Source organism: Aidingimonas halophila (genome assembly GCF_900106955.1).
GTDB classification, from domain to species: domain Bacteria; phylum Pseudomonadota; class Gammaproteobacteria; order Pseudomonadales; family Halomonadaceae; genus Aidingimonas; species Aidingimonas halophila.
The window spans coordinates 495,479-512,201 of record NZ_FNNI01000001.1 but is presented as its reverse complement, the minus strand read 5'-3'; the positions used below and the strand labels follow the sequence as shown (position 1 = coordinate 512,201).

The following is a 16,723-nucleotide window of genomic DNA, read 5'->3' as shown; positions in this document are numbered from 1 at the left end:
CGACGATCACGGCCTGGCGGGATAGGCTAGGACGCGTAGCCACAACGGCACATCCTGCGACATGCCGTCGCCTCGGTGGTGTCATCTGCACCGTCGAATAACGCCAGCTTCAGGAACGATAAATGACAGATCAGGTAATGGCCGCTATCGACGGCTCACAATTTTCCGAGGGTGTATGCGATTACGCTGCGTGGGCGAGTCTGGCCCTCGAGACACCGCTGACTTTCGTCCACGTGGTGGACAACCATCCCCAGACGGCGGATGCCGATCTGTCCGGTAACATCGGACTGGGAGCGCGAGAGCATTTGCTCGAGGAGCTTGCCCAATTGGACGAGCAGCGTGCCAAGGTCGCCCAGGAACAGGGACGATTGATGCTGAAGGCAGCCAAGGAACGAGCCATCGAGGATGGTGTCGCCGAACCTGGCATTCGTCAACGTAATGGCACACTGGTGGAAACGCTTGCGGATCTGGAGAAAGAGACGCGTCTGCTGGTATTGGGCAAACGTGGTGAAACGGCATATCGAGCCAGTGAACATCTCGGATCGAATCTAGAGCGCGTGGTTCGCACGCTGCATCGACCGATCCTGATGGTGCCCGATACCTTTTCTCGGCCCCGCCAGGCATTGATTGCTTTTGATGGCAGCAAGACCACCCGCAAAGGCGTGGAAATGGTCGCCAAGAGTCCGCTGTTTCGGGGAGTGGCCTGCCATGTCGTCATCGTCGGAGCTGAAACGGGAGACAATCGCTCTCAGCTCGACTGGGCCGTGTCGACCCTGCGCGATGCCGGACTGGAGGCTGAGGGGGCAATCTGCGCCGGCGAAGTGGAAGAGACCCTACGTAACTACCAAGCTGCCAACGATATCGATCTGCTGGTGATGGGCGCCTATGGACACTCTCGCATCCGTCACCTGCTCGTGGGAAGCACGACGACGAGCATGATGCGCCATGCCAGTGTCCCGGTGTTGCTGTTGCGATAAGGGCTGCTGCAGGTATGATCTCTCCACCCTAGGGTCGACCCCCCGCGCTGACATGTCACCGGTCGGTGCCATGTCTTATGTCTCATATCTCATGTCTCATCAGCGATCGGAAGTTGACGTTCATGTCGGAGAACCATCACGAATTGTTGCCAGCAGAACGAGAAGAGCGTGACCACCTGGACGATGTCGAGGCCCGTCTCAAACGGAACCTGGACGATACGGATGCCAGGCTGCGCCATTACGCTCAGGATATTCAGGACCAGAAAGAGTATCTGTGGAGCAGCCGCGACGAGATGGATCATGTCGAAAAGATCTCCGCGCGTGAGTCCATCCAGCAAGCCGTGATGACTGGTGAGGCTACTCAGGCGAAGCGAAATCGGCTGCTCAAGTTGTTTCGTTCTCCGTATTTTGGCCGCCTTGATTTTGCTCAGGATCATGGCAAGGATGCCGAACCTATCTATATCGGTATCCATCATTTCCACGATGATCTCGCCAGGCGCAATGTCGTTTATGACTGGCGCGCCCCTATCGCCTCGCTGTTTTATGACTATGAAACCGGAGCGGCACGCTACGAATCGCCGGAAGGCCATGTCGACGGCGAGATCCGACTGAAGCGCCAGTTCCGCATCAAGCACGGTGAGATCGAGCTGATGATCGACAGCGCGGTTAATGTCGTTGATGACGTATTACAGGAAGAGCTGAGTCGGTCGTCTGACGAAGGAATGAAGAACATCGTCGCGACCATTCAGCGTGATCAGAATGCCATTATCCGTAATGACGATGCCAAGGTTCTGATTATCCAGGGGGTTGCCGGCTCCGGCAAGACGTCCATTGCGCTGCATCGTATTGCCTATCTCCTCTATCGCTTCAAGGATTCGCTCTCGTCCGAAGACATCCTGATAATTTCTCCTAACCGCGTGTTCGCCGATTATATCGCCAATGTGCTGCCTGAATTGGGAGAAGAGAGTGTCAATGAAGTCGGTATGGAGGATCTGGCCCACGAATTGCTGGATGGGCAATACCGTTTCCAGACCTTTTTCGAGCAAACTTCCATGTTGCTTGAAAAAGATGATGAGGCGATGAAAGCGCGTTTACGTTACAAGGCATCTACAGAGTTCCTGAAACAGTTGGATGCCTATGCCGCCCATGTCGAACAGCACCGTTTCGCGGCCGAAGACCTCTGGATCGCACGTCGGTTGGTTCCCGGTTGGCTGTTGGAAGAGGTGTTTCGCAAGCACCGCTCCCTGCCGAGCAAGCAGCGCATCAAACAGGTGGCCTGGGAAATCGAGCGTAAAATCGGTAATCAATACAACTACGATCTGATGCCCGAGGAGCGCAAGGAGTTGACGGCGTCCATCCGGCAAATGCTGCGTGAATCCACCTTACGTGAAACCTACAAGGGGTTTTACGAGTGGGTCGGCCAACCGGAATACTTCAAGGCAGCCAAGGGGGGAAAGCTGGAATACGCTGATGTCTTCCCCATGATCTACCTGAAAATGCGCTTGGATGGCGTACATTCGGCCTGGCGCAACGTGAAGCACCTGTTGATTGACGAGATGCAGGACTATACACCGGTGCAATACGCCGTGATCGGGCGGCTCTTCAGTTGCCGCAAGACGATTCTTGGTGATGCCTATCAATCGGTGAATCCCTACAGTGGCTCGAAGGCCGAGGAGATCCGGGGGGTGTTGCATCAGGCTGCTTATGTCACTCTCAACAAGAGCTTTCGTTCGAGTTACGAGATCACGCGCTTTGCTCAGCGGATTTCTCCCAATCCGGAGTTGGAAGTCATCGAGCGCCATGGTGATGAGCCCGATATCATCAAGTGCCGCACGAAACGGGACGAAACGGCGACGATTGCTGAACTCATCACGGCATTCGCTGCTTCGGATCACAATACGCTCGGGGTCGTATGCAAGACTCAGAAACAGGCACAGCGCTTATTCGATGGGCTGAAGGAAACGGTCGATAATCTGCAGTTACTCTCCGAGCAGAGCCTATCCTTTTCCACGGGCGTCATCATCTGTACAGCCCATATGGCCAAGGGGCTGGAATTCGACCGCGTCATCGTGCCGGATGTCAGCGAGCGTAACTATGTGACGGAGATGGATCGCAATCTGCTTTACGTCGCCTGCACGCGTGCCATGCATCGGCTGACGTTGACGCACACCGGGCGTCCGGCTTCCTTTATTGAGCAGGTGGAATGATGGGTTGACCCGGCCGGAATGCTGTCGAGGTCACGGGCAGCTTTCGCCGATCAGCAGTTCCGTCGACAGGTACTTTTGCTCCTTGGGGGACAGTCCCAGTATCATCCTGGCGGCCAGGCGGCCTTTTTCGATGCTGTCCTGGCGCACCGTGGTGAGGCGCGGGGCCCGGTACTGACCCTCGGCGATACCGTCGAAACCGGTGATGCGCAGGTCATCGGGCACGCACAGGCCACGTTGTTCAGCCAGTGTCAGTGCAGTCAGGGCAATCCGGTCGGACATGCATAGCAGCAGGTCCGGTCGATGTTCTTCCGGTTGATCGAGAATGTCTGCGATCACTGGGGCGCAAACGTCGTGAATATTCTCTTCGACATTCCACATGGGGACCGATGCCGGATCGATGCCGCTTTCCTTGAATGCGCGATGGATGCCCATCAGGCGGGAGCGGGTGATGGTGTGGTGCGCCGAGAACAGGTCATGCTCATCAGTAATACGCCCGTTACAAGGTTGCTTGGTCAATCGCAGGTTGATGACTGCCGGCCGTTTTGGCGGCGTCAGTAGTGCATGTCGCGCTATCGAATAACTGGCCGGTTCGTTATCGATATGTATGGTGGGGCAATGCTCGATATCGAAATCGACGGCTACCAATGGGTTCTGGGCAGGCAGTTCCGAAAGCATGGTCATGCTGGGCATCAGGCCGTAAACAATATAGCCGTCGGCCATATTGGTGGAACCATGCGTTTCTGAGCCATGCTGGCGTCCGGATAACAGCAACATGGTGTGGCCATGGGCATCGAGAACCTCGGCAATGCCTGAGAGCAATTCACTGGCTACGGCATCATTGAGGCTGTAAGTGAGGCTTTCAGCCAGAATGACAGCGATGATCTGTGAGCGTCCTGTACGGAGGCTCCTTGCTTTGGCATCGGGACCGGCATAGCCCAGTCGTTTGGCTTCGTTGAGAATCCTTTCACGAAGCATCGGGGATAGTTGATCGGGACGATTGAAGGCATTAGAGATACTGGCCGTAGAAACGCCCAATTCGGCAGCGAGGTCCTTGAGTGTCATGCGACGTGAGGGGGGCACAGGGGCGAACTCCATGGAGCTGTAACGATTTAGTTAGCAGCCTAGCATAGCGCGTCGGGCCCTGGGCAGCCAGTGCGGTCGGACGGCGCCGGGGCAGTCCGGCCGCGGATGGCTCAGGCCACGGCATGGGCGGAGGCGACCGCCAGGGCGCGCCCCCGGCCGTCGAACAGGTGCACGTGCTCGGGGTCGGGCACCAGGGCGACACGTTCGCCGGTCTGCCAGCGGCTGGGGGCCTCGCTGCGGTGGATCAACAGGGTGTCGCCGTCCTTGGGCTCGAGATAGACATAGACCTCATTGCCCAGGTACTCGACGTTGACGATCTCGAAGCTGTTGTCGCCGCTGGCCGGCGCCAGGCTCAGGTGCTCTGGCCGTACGCCCAGGGTCAGCGCATCACCGGTATCGTGACGGCCGGGTTCCTGGGGCAGGGCCAGTTCGCCAATGCCGCTGGCACGCACATGGCATCCCTCGGCCGTGCCGGCTACCATCTCGGCGGGCAGGAAGTTCATGGTCGGCGAGCCGATAAAACCGGCGACAAACCTGGTGAGCGGACGCTGGTAGAGCTCCTGGGGCGTTCCTACCTGTTCCACCTGGCCGGCATTGAGCACCACGATCTTGTCTGCCAGCGTCATGGCTTCTACCTGATCGTGAGTGACATAAATCACGGTGGATCCCAGGCGCTGATGCAGCCGGGCGATTTCGTTGCGCATCTGCACGCGCAGCGAGGCGTCGAGGTTGGAGAGCGGTTCGTCGAAGAGCAGGATGCGTGGCTCGCGGGCCATGGCCCGCCCCATGGCGACGCGTTGACGCTGACCGCCGGAGAGTTCCTTGGGTTTGCGGTGCAGCAGCTCTTCGAGCTGCAGGATGCGCGCCGTGGCCATGACCCGCTCCTCGATGGTTTCGTTGGCGGTCTTGGCCAGCTTGAGGCCGAAGGCCATGTTCTCGTAGACCGTCATGTGCGGATAGAGCGCATAGGACTGGAAGACCATGCCCACACCGCGCTCCCGGGGCGGTAGGTCATTGACCACCTGCTCGCCGATGCGCAGTTCGCCGTCGGTGATCGACTCGAGTCCGGCGATCAACCGCAGCAGGGTGGATTTACCGCAGCCGGAAGGGCCGACGAAGACCACGAACTCGCCACTGCCGATGTCCAGGTCGACGTCCGTGATGATGCGGTCGTGGCCGAACACCTTGTTGAGCTTGTCGAGTTTGACGCTTGCCATGGTTCTGCTCCTTGCCGGCCCCGCTCGGGAAGTTGGATCGTCGTGGACCGGCGATTTGTCGTGGTAGTTCGGTTCAGACGACGAGCCAGGCCGCCTGGTAGGGTGGTAGCCGCAACGAATCGTCGTCGATGTCATGGGTAAAGCCGTGGCCGTCGAGGGTGTTCTTGATCGCCAGCGGCAGCCGTGCCTCGCGAGTCTCGCCGGTGAGGTTGAATACGCAGAGGAGTGTCTCTTCGTCCATCTGGCGGATAAACCCGAGCAATTCAGTGCCGACGTCGATGAGTTCGAGGTCGCCGTCGATCAGTGCTGGATGAGCGGCCCGGAAGGCCAGCAGCCGACGCGTGGCGTTGAGTACGGAGGTTGAGTCGTTCTGCTGGCGCGACACGGCCAGGGCCAGGTGGCGCTCGTCCATCGGTAGCCAGGGCTCCACGCCCGGAGCGGTGAAGCCGGCGTCCTGGTTCGGCTCCCAGGGCATGGGGGTACGGCAGCCGTCGCGGCCCTTGAACTCCGGCCACAGCACTTTACCGTAAGGATCCTGAATGCGTTCGAAAGGCACTTCGGCCTCGGGCAGACCCAGTTCCTCGCCCTGGTAGAGGCAAACGCTGCCACGTAGCGAGAAGAGCATGGCCAGGGCCACCTTGGGATAAGCCAGTGGATCCTCGCGCTCGCCCCAGCGGGAGGCATTGCGCACCACGTCGTGGTTGGAGAGTGCCCAGCAGGGCCAGGCATCGCCGGCCAGGCGCTGGAAGCGTTCGATCACCTCGCGGATGTAAGCGGGCGAGTGGGGTTCGTTGAGCAGATCGAAGGTGTAGGCCATATGCAGCTTGTCACCGCCGGCGGTGTACTCGGCCATGCGCTCGAGCGGGTTGTCGTCACCGATCTCGCCCACTGTGGTGGTGCCGGGAAACTCGTCCATCAGTGAGCGCAGCTCGCGCAGGAAGTCGAGGTTATCCGGGCGGCTGATGTCATGGATGTGGCGTTGCCAGGTGTATGGGTTGCTGTCCGGGGCGCCGAGGGTCGCGGTTTCTCCCGTCGGCACCGGCGGGTTGTCGGTGAGCTCGGCGTCATGGAAGTAGAAGTTGACGGTGTCCAGGCGGAAGCCGTCGACGCCCAGCTCCAGCCAGAAGCGCAGGTTGTCGAGTTGTGCCCGGCGCACGTCCGGGTGGTGAAAGTTGAGGTCCGGCTGACTGGCCAGGAAATTGTGCAGGTAGTACTGGCGACGCCGCGAGTCGAAAGTCCAGGCCGAGCCACCGAAGATCGATAGCCAGTTGTTGGGCGGGGTGCCGTCGGGTTTGGGGTCGGCCCACACGTACCAGTCGGCCCTCGGGTTGCTGCGATCGGTGCGGCTCTCCTGGAACCAGGGGTGCTGATCCGAGGTATGGCTGATCACCTGGTCGATCACCACCCTCAGGCCCAGTGCATGGGCACGGGCCAGTAGCGCCTTGAAGTCGTCCAGGGTGCCGAACATGGGGTCCACGTCGCGATAGTCGCTGACGTCGTAACCGAAGTCTAGCATCGGCGAGGTGAAGAACGGCGACAGCCAGATACCATCGACCCCGAGACTCGCGACGTAATCCAGCTTCTCTATCACTCCGGGCAGGTCGCCGATGCCGTCGCCATTGGCGTCCATGAAGCTGCGTGGGTAGATCTGGTAGATGACGCCACCGCGCCACCAGAAGGTGTTGTCTTGCATTGAAAGGATCCTTGAGTCAATTAAACGCCACTGGAGCCAGATGTCGGAGTTTGACCGGCGGCAGGCCTACGCGAAGGCGCTGTAAACCCTTCCGTGGGCGCTACTTTTGCCCTGCTGCGCTCTCGCATCCTGCTTCGCTTGCAGGACCGGGGCTGGCCATCCATGGCCAGCCCGTTCGGAGCAGTGCTCCTCACCCATGGCAAAAGACCTTCGCTGCGACCTGCCCCCGGCGCTTCTCGACAGTTTCGACTGCGATATGGTTGTCAGCCCTTGACCGCACCGGCGGTGAGCCCCGAGACGATGCGCTTCTGGAAGATCATCACCAGCACCACCAGCGGCACGGTAACGGTGACCGAAGCGGCCATGATCGGCCCCCAGGGCAACTCGTGCTGGCTACCGCCGGAGATCAGGGCGATGGCCACCGGTACGGTGCGCTGGCTGTCCGAGAGGGTGAAGGTCAGGGCGAACAGGAATTCGTTCCAGGCGGCGATAAAGGCCAGCAGCCCGGTGGTCGCCATCGCCGGCCACATCAGTGGTAGAAAGACCCGAGTGATGGTCACCCAGGGGGTGGCGCCATCCATGATCGCCGCCTCCTCGAGCTCCTGGGGCAACTGCTTCATGAAGGTGGTCAGCACCCAGACGGTGAAGGGCAGGGTGAAGATGGTGTAGCTGAGGATCAGGCCGGCCGGGTTGTTGTAGAGGCCGAGCCCGCGGATCACCTCGAAGAGCCCGGAGAGAACCGCCACCTGAGGGAACATGGAAACACCCAGTATCACCAGCATCACCGTGGTGCGGCCGCGGAAACGCACCCGGCCCAGGGCATAGGAGGCGGTGATGCCCAGCAGCAGGGCAATCGCCACCACGCTGAACGATACCAGGATGGAGTTGAAGATGGCGCGCACGAAACTGCCCTGGCTGAAGATCGCCACGTAGTTGGAGAAGTCCAGTGAATCCAGCCAGAAGTTCACGGTGAACAGCTCGCTGGAGGGCTTCAGCGAGGTGATCACGGCGTAATAGAAGGGGAAGATGGCGTAGATCAGCACCAGGACGATCAGAAGCCAGAAGCCAAGGCGTAGTGTCAGCTTTTTGAACTCGCGTGCGGTCATGTCAGTCGCCTCCCAGTTGCAGTTGCTTGCGGCCCAGGTAGAGGTAGGCCACCGTGGCGAGTGCGATGATCAAGAACAGCAGGGTCGACGCGGCACTGCCGTAACCCACGTCCTGGAACTCGACCAGTTGCTGGCGGGCATAGATCGACATGGTCATGGTGCTGGAGGCGTTGGAGGTCAGCACGTAGATGACGTCGAACACGCGCAGCGCATCGAGCAGGCGGAAGATCACTGCCACCATCAGCGCCGGGGTGATAAGCGGCAGGGTGACCTTGAAGAACACCCGCACCGGGTGGATGCCGTCGACCTCGGCGGCCTCGTAGCAGTCCTTGGGCAGCATCTGCAGAGCGGCCAGGGCGAGCAGGGCGACGAAGGGGATGGTCTTCCAGACGTCGACCATGATCACCGCCCACATGGAGTAGGTGGCACTGGCGGTCCAGGCGATGGGCGAATCGATGAGGCCCAGCGCCATCAGCAGGTGGTTGATGATTCCGAACTGGTCGTTGAGCATCCAGGCCCACATCTTGGCCGAGACGATGGTGGGGATCGCCCAGGGGATCAGCACCGCGGCGCGCACCAGCATCCGGCCCCGGAACTCGGCGTTGAGGATCAGCGCGACGATGACGCCGAAGACCACCTCCAGCGACACCGACACCGCGGCGAAGAACACCGTGTTCCACACCGCGCGCCACCATAGTGGATCGGTAAGCAGGCCGTACCAGGTCCCATTGTCGTAGACCAGGTAGTTTTCCAGGCCGATGAAGCTGGCATCACCCAGCGCCGAGAGGGTGCCGTCGGTGAGACTGAAGTAGAAGGTGCGCAGCAGCGGCCAGCCGGCTACCAGGGCCAGGGTGACGAGCATGGGGGCGAGGAAGGTCCAGGCGGCGCGGACCCGCTGCCGGCGGACCTTGGTGCCGCGATAGGGACGCGCCCTTTCGGGTGCACTCGGGGTCGTGGTAGTGGTCGTCATGTCGGACTCCACGGGTTATTTCCAACGACGCTCGAGGCGACGCAGCTGACTTTCCAGCTGGGCAAGGGCGTCGGCGGCGGATGTGTCACCGGAGAGCACGCTGTGGGTCGTGTCGAAGAAGGCGTTGGATACGCGGCCATAGCTCTCGCCAGTCACCGCCGAGGGGCGCGCTACGGCGTTGGCGAAGGTATCGTAGAGGGTACCGAAGAAGGGCACTGCCGCCAGCACCTCATCATCCTCGTAGAGGCGCTCGAGGGTCGGGTTGTAGGAGCCCTCGATGGCGCGGCGCTTCTGCTCGGCCTCGCCGGTCAGGAAGGCCACCAGCTCGGCGGCAAGCGACGGGGCCTCGCTGTACTTGGATATCGCCAGGTTCCAGCCGCCCAGCGTCGCCGCACTCTCGCCGTCCGGCCCGTGGGGTAGCTTGACCACGCCGACCTTGTCGCGCACGTCGCTGTCCTCGCTCTGGGCCAGTGACCAGGCGTAGGGCCAGTTGCGCATGAACACGGCGTCGCCGGACTGGAAGATGCCGCGAGCCTCCTCCTCGGTATAGTTGAGCGCGCCCTCGGGGGTGATGTCGTCGATCCAGGAGGCGGCCAGGTCCAGCGCTGCGGCGGCCCGGTCGTTGTTGATGGTCACCTTGCCGTCCTCGTCGACGAGGGTGCCGCCACCGTAGCTCGACACCCACTCCAGGGCGTTGGTGGTCAGCCCCTCGTAGGCGCGGCCCTGGAAGACGAAGCCCCACATCCCATCGTTGCCGGCCTCGCGCTCGGCGGTCTGGATCTCGGTGGCGATCTCGGTGAGTTCCTCCCAGGTCTCGGGGGGCTCGTGGCCGTATTCCTCGAGCAGGTCCTTGCGATAGTAGAGCACCCCGGCGTCGGTGAACCAGGGCATCGCCACCAGCTTGCCGTCGACGGTATTGTTCTCGACGATGGCCTCGAAGTGGCCCTCGGCGGCATCGTCGCCCAGCACCTCGTTGAGGTCGAGCAGGTGGTTGGCCAGCAGGCCCGGCCACACCACGTCGATCTGCATCACGTCGATATCGCCGGAGTTGGCGGAGAGGATCTGCTGGTAGAGCGACAGACGCTCGGTGGAGGAGTTGGGAGTGGAGACGATGTCGACCTCGTGGCCGGTCTCTTCCTCCCAGGCTTCGACGCCCTCCTCGCAGAGCTCGAGTTCGGCGCCTACGGCCCCGCAGGAGATGGTCAGGTCGGCAGCGTGGACCGGGCTGGCGAAGGCAGCAGTAGCGGTAGCCAGGAGGGCGGCATTGATCAAGGGTTTTTTGAGCATGGTGGCTTCCTCGTCGATTGTTGTTGTCGATATGCAGGTCTTGTTTAATGCCTGTCTTAATCGATTAAGATCAGTACGATCACAGTTAGCCGTTCGCGGCGACGGACTTCAACCGAGACTTTGGTCGTAGTTGACGTCGTCTTGCCGCGAGCCGTATTTCCCCCTAGACATTAGTCGTAAATTCGGCGATAGGTTTTTGTGTGTTTTAACTTAATCGATTAAGTTCTGGCCTGACTTCGATGCCGATAACGCCAGGTGTCAATCAGGCGCTGAAGTCGTAGACACGTAAGTAGAACGATATTTCGGAACAACAACAAAGGATGCGCATGACAATGAATGCTGTTGAACGAAAGACCTCGCTCGCAACCGCAATTGCTTCTGTGGGCCTGTTGATGACGGGGTACGCCAGCGCGGATTCCAGCAATATCGAACAGAGGTTGAACGAGCTCGAGGCGCGTGTCGAAGCAGCGGAGAAACGGGCTGACCTTGCCGAGGATCGTGCCGATCTGGCCGAGAAACGTGCTGATGAAGAGCTGACATCCGAAGAGGTGAAAGAGCGTCTGGAGAGTATCGAGAGGGAAGCGAGCGGCGAGGAGGGATTCTCCTTCGAAGCCTATGCAAGATCGGGACTTCTCCTCAACGACGAAGGTAAAAGTGCCGAAGGCGGTCCCTATGTCACACCGGCCGGCAATCTGGGCGGAGCCGTTGGCCGATTGGGCAATGAGACTGACACCTATGCCGAGGCGATCCTGAATTATCGTCAACAATATGATAATGGCGCCAAGGCCAAATACACCACGATGATTGCTGATGGCGTCACTACCAGCAACGACTGGACGGCTGATGAGTCGGATCTCAATGTTCGACAGGTCTATGCGGAATTCAGCGATTTACCAAGTTTTACCGGTGCCTTCAAGGACGCGTCTATCTGGGCAGGCAAACGTTTCGATCGAGATAATTTCGATATCCATTGGTTGGATAGCGATGTCGTCTTCCTGGCCGGAACCGGTGGGGGGATTTACGATATGAAATTTACCGATAATTGGACATCGAATTTATCTCTCTATGGCCGAAGTTTCAGCGATTTCGATGTGGTGAACCGGGAAAATCCCGGTGATGATACCGCCAGTACTGATAATCTTATTATTACATCCAATAATTACTTCGGTAACTGGCAGGTGATGTTGAATGCAATGTCAGCCAATGATAACGATGAGCGCGATATAGAAGAAAACCAGACAGCGGCAGATAATGGTGCTCATGCCATGCTCGCCTATCATGGCGATAGTTTCTTCGGTTTATCCGATGGTAGTTTCAAAGCCGCCATGTTACATGGACAAGGTTTGGGGGCCGAAGTGAAAAGCCTCGGCAGCAATGGCGACCTTACCGATGATGCGACCGCAACCCGCCTGGCACTGTATGGTACGACCTATATCGCTCCAGCATGGCGAATGGCTCCATCAATACTTGCCGAAGTCAGTGATGATCGTTTTGCCGAAGGAGACGATTACCAATGGGCAGGTGTGAATGTTCGCTTGGCGAATGAAATCACCGAGAATTTTGAAATGCAATATGAGGCCAGTTATCAATACATGGATCTGGATCCCAATGGTCATGATGGGCTCACTAGCGTCTCGGGTGACTATTCGAGTCTGACCATCGCCCCGACGTTCAAGCCCGAAGTGGGCGGTTTCTGGAATCGTCCCGAGATTCGCCTGTATGCTTCCTGGAAAGACTGGAGCGATGAGCTGAATGATTACAGTGCCGATGATTCCTTCGGTAGCGAGGACTTCATCGGTGATGAGTGGACATTCGGTGTACAAACTGAAGTCTGGTTCTAGGCATTGTCTGAACAATGCCTACGCTTGCCCAGACGGGGTTAAAATCGGTTCAAGATGCTCATTTACAACGCGTAAACTCTGCACATTCGCCGATTTTTTCCTCGCCTGTCCTTTGCTCGCCGACTTTGCGGATAGCGCCTGGCTAGCGATATCTCACGAATATGGAAGGACTGTTTCGCTTATTCCTCATGGCTTTACGCCGTGGGGTTTTTACGCCGTCGCCCCGCCTTGTGGTCATCAAGGTCCCTTATTCGGGACGCCACGTGCTACCATTTCAAGCGACAGGAAAAAATAGACCCGACCCTTCTTCGGAGAGTGGCCTTGAATCACCCGGAACTCGACATCGACGAGATGCGCTCCCGCTTGCTCGAGGAGCGAGAGCGTCTGCAGGCCGAGAGCGAGTCGTCACAGTCTTCACGTGATACCGTGGTACTCGACCAGACCTCGGTAGGGCGTCTGTCGCGAATGGATGCCATGCAGGCACAGGCTATGGCGCAGGAAGAGGAGCGTCGGCGCCAGAATGCTCTGCGCCGTATCCAGGGGGCCTTGCAACGTATCGATGATGACTGTTTCGGTGAATGCATCGAGTGTGGCGAATGGATCGCGGCGAAGCGGTTGGAATGGGACCCCTCAGTATTGAAATGTATCGATTGTGCGCAGTGAGCGCCATGGTGGGAGAGAACGTATGACGATCGTCAGACATGACACCAAGGCGCGCATGAGTCGCGCCGTGATTCACAATGGAGTGGCTTATCTGTGTGGTCAGGTGGCCGGAACCGAGGCCCGCTTCGGTGACATCACCGAACAAACGCAAAGCATGTTGGCGCGCGTTGATGCGTTGCTCAAGGAGATCGGATCCGATCGCGAGCAGTTGCTGACGGCGACCGTGTATCTGCGCCATGGCGAGGATGTGGCTGCCATGAATGCTGTCTGGGACGAATGGGTACCGACAGGGCATGCACCTGCCCGAACCTGTGTGGTCGCTCAGATGCCAGCGGATGAGTTGCTCGTCGAGATTACCGTAACGGCGAGAGTCCCCGATTAAGTCTTATCCGCCGAATCTGGATGAGGCTGCGGCTGGTAACGCAGGAAGATAGCCAGACGTTCGGGATCGCCCTCGCCGACATGGCAAAGTTGTTCGGCGATCTCGGCATATTGGCGCAAGACAGGGTCGATCAGGCGCATGCGAGTGTCGTCGTTTCGGTGCAGTTCGGCTTCACTGGCCAACCACTCGAACAGGCGGGCCAGTCGCCCGATGTTGGGATCCCCGCGTCCCGTATTGCCCCGCAGGGCATCGATCGCCAGACAGCGCAAGACACTGCGTTTATTGGGGTCGAGACTCTCTTTGTCGAGAAGCGCTTCAGCCTGGTGTATGAAACGTTCCATGAGCTGTGCGGTTTCGGCAGCGCGCAGTTGCCGGTTGTGAGCTTCCAGCCCTGCCGAGACAGCCTGTTGCTGCGTGCGCAGGCCGGCGATAAGCACGCCCATCATGAACAACAGTCCCGCCATGACCAGGGTCGTCAAGCTGAACAACCCTGCAGACACCAATTGGTCAGCCGAAAGCGGCCATTGCAGATCGCTCATCATGACACCGGCGGTACCCAACCCCAGCCCCGCGGCGATGGACAGAATGATGAGTGCAGCAATGGGTGAGGTCATGGCGCTTTCCTCATGATGGCAAGTGATGGTCGACTGAAGGGATTATCGGCAGGTCGGGCGCAGCGCTGAAGTGCTGAAGGGCAGGGCGCTCACTCGTCATCCTCCGATGTCTCCCCGTCGTCGTCCTCGTCTTCTTCCGACACGCTCTCTTCCACCAGATCCTCGGACAGATTGAACCAATCGACCAGGAACCTCGTGACTTGGGTATCGACGATAGGGGTGACGTCAATCAGACTGACTTCCAGTTCGTCGCCATTCGCTGCATTGAACGTCAAGTGCTCGAGGTGTTCGCCGCCACTCAACGTGATGGTGCTGAGATAGGTCTCCAGTGGGGGCGCACTCGGTGTCAGCATGACCTCCCAGTCATCCGGCTTGCCTTGCATGTCGATCGTGAATTCTTCCTGCAGGACGGGCCAGTTGCCGCCCATCAGGGCCACCAGATACTGCTCGAGTTCGATACGTCCTGGCAGCAGCTCCTCCAACGTATCGCCCCTCTTCCCATCCTCATTCGCGTCGTCATCGTCCTCCTCCTCCTCGGTCGCTGACACGTGCGGTGTCGACATGATCGCGGTCTGGAATCTCAGCGTCGCTTCCATGGGCGTATGGTAGTGCCAGATGACATATTGATCGCGGTAGTAGAGGAACCTCCCCTCGCTATGCAGACGAGTGTCCCGGTCGGTAAGCCAGTGTCGCTGTTCGAAGGAGCCCTGCAAGGCGTGCGGTTCGGCGAGTTTCTCTTGCAGGGCCTCCAGGTCCGACCAGGCGGGGAGTGAGGTGGCCACAAGCAACAGGCCGGTAGCAGTGCGCATCATGGCGATAGAATAGTGTGGCATGCCGAAGCGGTCCATGTAGGCAATGATATCCTATGCTGCGTTCATCGAGAGACCGTCGAGTGCTCGACGATACTGACGGAATGCGAGAAAAGGAAGGGACTGAATGTGAAGTCCTTGTTCTCCCGAGACGACCGCCAGAGTCCAGCCATCATTCTGCCAGAGCCAGCCGCATCGGTCGTGACCATCGAGCCGCGCCAATCGGGTATGAAGCACACTGGTAGGCGATGCACCGTAGTGTGTCTCGAGCTTGAACAGTGCTTCATGCCAGGTCCAGGCACGGTAGAACGTCTTCTGTGGTGCGGTTGACGCATGAATGGCAGCGCGGACCTCTGATTCGGGCAGAGCGTCGATCATGCCCGTCATATGACGGTGGTGTCGGCTGCGGTGATATTCCAGATCCAGGCCGACTGGGCAGGTCGCCAATCCGGCGACGACACGTCCATGCCGATGGGTCAACGCCGGATACCATGTAGCTGGTAGCCGGGGGTGTCTGGGAGGGCCGGCGCCACGAGGTGACCAGTCGTCTTTGCGACAGTGGATACCGTGCCGCCGGGCGAGCCGGGTCAGCAATTCCCGTCCCAATGATGATTCCTGCCGGTGATCGCTGTCGGCCGGCAGGTGAGCGATGAGTAAATAGAGGCGCTGATTCAGCACAAGCCACCATTGACCGCGATCACCTGGCGCGTGATGTAGCCGGCATCCGTTGAGCAGAGAAAACTGACCGTGGCAGCCACTTCCTCACTATGACCACTTCGCTGCATCGGAATCATCTTCAAGGCCTCATCATCGATCTCGCCCTCGGTCATATCCGTCTCGATCAAGCCAGGAGCGACACAATTGACGGTGATACGACGCTTGGCAAGTTCAACGGCCAGCGCCTTGACCGCCCCGATCAAGCCGGCTTTGGCGGCACTGTAGTTCACCTGCCCGCGGTTGCCCATCAAACCGGACACCGACGACATGACGACGATGCGACCCGGAGATCGACGGCGAATCATCGGCATCGTCAAGGGCTTTACCACATTGTAGAAGCCATCGAGATTGGTATGGATGACATTATCCCAGTCATCGTCCGACAAGGCTGGAAAGGCCCCGTCAGCGGTGATGCCGGCATTGCAGATCACACCGTAGTAGGTGCCATGTTCGGCAATGTCGGCCTCCAGCATGGCACGGGCTGTCTGCCGGTCGGTAACGTCGAAGCACAGGATGCGCACCTGTCGTCCCAACTGGCGAATGTCGGCAGCCACGCTTTTGACAGCGTCACGACGGTGCCGACAGTGCAGCACAATGTCGAAACCGTCACGAGCCAGCCGTAACGCAATGGCTCGGCCGATACCTCGACTTGATCCTGTGACAAGAATGGTGTGTGTCATGGTGACGTGCTCGGTGTCGATGTATCGTCGCTATCCGACGCGATCGGAGCCTGATAGGCAGTCAATGTACCATGAGCCATGGTGGTACCGTTGTGTTGTTTGACCATGCCTCGGAAATGGCCGAGCCCGTTGTCGGCCTGAAAGTCCAATTCAATGTCGACCCGATAGGTGGTTTCCACGGCCAGGTATTCGGTTTCCGTCGTGAAGCGCCGGGTGCCCAACAAGAACCCGTTCACCGGACCCCGCTCACCGTCAGCATGCCACCCCGCCCAGGCCGCAATCGCCTGGGCCATCCATTCGAGGCATACCCACCCGGGAATCCCTTCGGCGGTCACGAAAGGATCGTTGCGATCGGGGGTGACGTTGGCGCTTAGTGCTGTATCACTGACGGCAACGATGCGATCGAGCAGACACATGGTGTCTGTCTGGGGGACATAGGGCGCGATTGGGCAGGGGAGCGAAGCGGAAGTCGACATA

Annotated in this window: 16 protein-coding genes; 5 read left to right on the top strand and 11 right to left on the bottom strand. The window is 59.3% G+C overall.

Features of this window, described 5'->3' with window-relative positions:
• The first annotated feature begins 122 nt into the window (after positions 1-122).
• Entirely contained in the window at positions 123-977 is an 855-nt protein-coding gene (locus tag BLW01_RS02480; protein WP_092567901.1) for a universal stress protein, read from the top strand.
• 122 nt (positions 978-1,099) lie between these two features.
• Complete coding sequence (locus BLW01_RS02475; RefSeq protein WP_092568088.1) at positions 1,100-3,184, top strand: HelD family protein; 2,085 nt, start codon at positions 1,100-1,102, stop codon at positions 3,182-3,184.
• A 30-nt stretch (positions 3,185-3,214) separates the two neighbouring features.
• Here BLW01_RS02475 and BLW01_RS02470 read toward each other — a convergent pair whose 3' ends face one another.
• From BLW01_RS02470 to BLW01_RS02445, 6 genes are all read right to left on the bottom strand, one after another.
• Complete coding sequence (locus BLW01_RS02470) at positions 3,215-4,264, bottom strand: LacI family DNA-binding transcriptional regulator (RefSeq protein ID WP_229806331.1); 1,050 nt, start codon at positions 4,262-4,264, stop codon at positions 3,215-3,217.
• A gap of 113 nt (positions 4,265-4,377) precedes the next feature.
• The gene (locus BLW01_RS02465) at positions 4,378-5,484 is read right to left on the bottom strand and encodes an ABC transporter ATP-binding protein (protein WP_092567899.1); all 1,107 of its coding nucleotides are present in this window, start codon (positions 5,482-5,484) and stop codon (positions 4,378-4,380) included.
• A gap of 73 nt (positions 5,485-5,557) precedes the next feature.
• A complete protein-coding gene (locus BLW01_RS02460) occupies positions 5,558-7,177 on the bottom strand; it encodes an alpha-glucosidase (protein ID WP_092567898.1) in 1,620 nt (539 codons plus the stop codon).
• Positions 7,178-7,440: 263 nt separating this feature from the next.
• Positions 7,441-8,283 carry a carbohydrate ABC transporter permease gene (locus BLW01_RS02455; RefSeq protein WP_092567897.1) on the bottom strand — a complete coding sequence of 281 codons (843 nt, stop codon included), beginning with the start codon at positions 8,281-8,283 and terminating at the stop codon, positions 7,441-7,443.
• 1 nt (position 8,284) lies between these two features.
• Complete coding sequence (locus BLW01_RS02450; RefSeq protein WP_092567896.1) at positions 8,285-9,253, bottom strand: carbohydrate ABC transporter permease; 969 nt, start codon at positions 9,251-9,253, stop codon at positions 8,285-8,287.
• Between the two features lie 15 nt (positions 9,254-9,268).
• Positions 9,269-10,540: an ABC transporter substrate-binding protein gene (locus BLW01_RS02445; protein WP_092567895.1), complete on the bottom strand. Its 1,272-nt coding sequence runs from the start codon at positions 10,538-10,540 to the stop codon at positions 9,269-9,271.
• A 332-nt stretch (positions 10,541-10,872) separates the two neighbouring features.
• Between BLW01_RS02445 and BLW01_RS02440 the strand changes: the two genes are divergently transcribed.
• The 3 genes from BLW01_RS02440 (at position 10,873) to BLW01_RS02430 (ending at position 13,426) form a co-directional block, all read left to right on the top strand.
• Entirely contained in the window at positions 10,873-12,381 is a 1,509-nt protein-coding gene (locus BLW01_RS02440; protein ID WP_092567894.1) for a carbohydrate porin, read from the top strand.
• Positions 12,382-12,702: 321 nt separating this feature from the next.
• Positions 12,703-13,044, top strand: coding sequence for a TraR/DksA family transcriptional regulator (locus tag BLW01_RS02435; protein WP_092568087.1), 342 nt, complete (start codon positions 12,703-12,705; stop codon positions 13,042-13,044).
• A 22-nt stretch (positions 13,045-13,066) separates the two neighbouring features.
• The gene (locus tag BLW01_RS02430; RefSeq protein WP_092567893.1) at positions 13,067-13,426 is read left to right on the top strand and encodes a RidA family protein; all 360 of its coding nucleotides are present in this window, start codon (positions 13,067-13,069) and stop codon (positions 13,424-13,426) included.
• On the opposite strand, the gene BLW01_RS02425 is transcribed toward BLW01_RS02430, so the two are convergent.
• The 5 genes from BLW01_RS02425 to BLW01_RS02405 form a co-directional block, all read right to left on the bottom strand.
• A complete protein-coding gene (locus BLW01_RS02425) occupies positions 13,423-14,040 on the bottom strand; it encodes a hypothetical protein (protein WP_092567892.1) in 618 nt (205 codons plus the stop codon). The two genes, BLW01_RS02430 and BLW01_RS02425, sit on opposite strands and share 4 nt — an antisense overlap.
• Positions 14,041-14,129: 89 nt before the next feature.
• Positions 14,130-14,873, bottom strand: coding sequence for a LolA family protein (locus BLW01_RS02420; RefSeq protein ID WP_139243902.1), 744 nt, complete (start codon positions 14,871-14,873; stop codon positions 14,130-14,132).
• 30 nt (positions 14,874-14,903) lie between these two features.
• Positions 14,904-15,527: a 4'-phosphopantetheinyl transferase superfamily protein gene (locus BLW01_RS02415; protein WP_229806333.1), complete on the bottom strand. Its 624-nt coding sequence runs from the start codon at positions 15,525-15,527 to the stop codon at positions 14,904-14,906.
• A complete protein-coding gene (gene fabG, locus BLW01_RS02410; RefSeq protein WP_092567889.1) occupies positions 15,521-16,246 on the bottom strand; it encodes a 3-oxoacyl-ACP reductase FabG in 726 nt (241 codons plus the stop codon). Before fabG ends, BLW01_RS02415 begins: the two co-directional genes overlap by 7 nt.
• A complete protein-coding gene (locus tag BLW01_RS02405) occupies positions 16,243-16,722 on the bottom strand; it encodes a hotdog family protein (protein ID WP_092567888.1) in 480 nt (159 codons plus the stop codon). The genes fabG and BLW01_RS02405 overlap by 4 nt, the downstream gene beginning before the upstream one ends.
• Position 16,723 lies beyond the last annotated feature (1 nt).

Excerpts from the sequence above, each read along its gene's own strand:
- BLW01_RS02480 (WP_092567901.1), top strand. The coding sequence starts at position 123 with ATGACAGATCAGGTAATGGCCGCTATCGACGGCTCACAATTTTCCGAG.
- BLW01_RS02475 (WP_092568088.1), top strand. The coding sequence starts at position 1,100 with ATGTCGGAGAACCATCACGAATTGTTGCCAGCAGAACGAGAAGAGCGT.
- BLW01_RS02465 (WP_092567899.1), bottom strand. The coding sequence starts at position 5,484 with ATGGCAAGCGTCAAACTCGACAAGCTCAACAAGGTGTTCGGCCACGAC.
- BLW01_RS02460 (WP_092567898.1), bottom strand. The coding sequence starts at position 7,177 with ATGCAAGACAACACCTTCTGGTGGCGCGGTGGCGTCATCTACCAGATC.
- BLW01_RS02455 (WP_092567897.1), bottom strand. The coding sequence starts at position 8,283 with ATGACCGCACGCGAGTTCAAAAAGCTGACACTACGCCTTGGCTTCTGG.
- BLW01_RS02450 (WP_092567896.1), bottom strand. The coding sequence starts at position 9,253 with ATGACGACCACTACCACGACCCCGAGTGCACCCGAAAGGGCGCGTCCC.
- BLW01_RS02445 (WP_092567895.1), bottom strand. The coding sequence starts at position 10,540 with ATGCTCAAAAAACCCTTGATCAATGCCGCCCTCCTGGCTACCGCTACT.
- BLW01_RS02440 (WP_092567894.1), top strand. The coding sequence starts at position 10,873 with ATGAATGCTGTTGAACGAAAGACCTCGCTCGCAACCGCAATTGCTTCT.
- BLW01_RS02430 (WP_092567893.1), top strand. The coding sequence starts at position 13,067 with ATGACGATCGTCAGACATGACACCAAGGCGCGCATGAGTCGCGCCGTG.
- BLW01_RS02425 (WP_092567892.1), bottom strand. The coding sequence starts at position 14,040 with ATGACCTCACCCATTGCTGCACTCATCATTCTGTCCATCGCCGCGGGG.
- BLW01_RS02420 (WP_139243902.1), bottom strand. The coding sequence starts at position 14,873 with ATGCCACACTATTCTATCGCCATGATGCGCACTGCTACCGGCCTGTTG.
- fabG (WP_092567889.1), bottom strand. The coding sequence starts at position 16,246 with ATGACACACACCATTCTTGTCACAGGATCAAGTCGAGGTATCGGCCGA.
- BLW01_RS02405 (WP_092567888.1), bottom strand. The coding sequence starts at position 16,722 with ATGTCGACTTCCGCTTCGCTCCCCTGCCCAATCGCGCCCTATGTCCCC.